This is a genomic window from Dellaglioa sp. CoH-57-MRSF-18 (assembly GCF_056781995.1).
The window spans coordinates 1-369 of record NZ_JBXAXX010000128.1; the positions used below are offsets into that span (position 1 = coordinate 1).

1 protein-coding gene is annotated in these 369 nt (G+C 56.6%); it reads left to right on the forward strand.

Annotated features, from left to right (window positions below):
- The first annotated feature begins 112 nt into the window (after positions 1-112).
- Complete coding sequence (locus tag AC1RPG_RS08405; protein WP_289856236.1) at positions 113-343, forward strand: hypothetical protein; 231 nt, start codon at positions 113-115, stop codon at positions 341-343.
- The last annotated feature ends 26 nt before the right edge of the window (positions 344-369 follow it).

Sequence of the window (369 nt, forward strand, 5' to 3'; positions counted from 1 at the left end):
CGCCGTGCGAACCGCGCGGGGCGTGCTGGGTGTTTTTCACTGAAACCGCAACGAGCGAGCGTCTATCGTGGATTCGGTCGCGACTCGCAATGATGGATAAGGAGTAACGAATATGAACGCGAAAACCCTGCATGACCAATTGACGCCCCAGACCGCCGAAGCCGTCGCGGCCCTGCTCGGGTTCGATAAGCCGATGCCACTTTTCTGGGTATATGCGCGCGAGATTCCCGCACTCCCGGAACCTTGGATTGTGGGCGACGTGATGACTGTGTATCTGGAACACATGGTGCGCCGGAACAACGAGATTTGCGCGCGGCTCGCGTTGCAACAGAAGCCCGAATAACCACAAAATTTAATCGGGTACTATTG

Bases quoted from the DNA above. Each gene is read 5' to 3' on its own strand.
- AC1RPG_RS08405 (WP_289856236.1), top strand. From the start codon at position 113: ATGAACGCGAAAACCCTGCATGACCAATTGACGCCCCAGACCGCCGAA.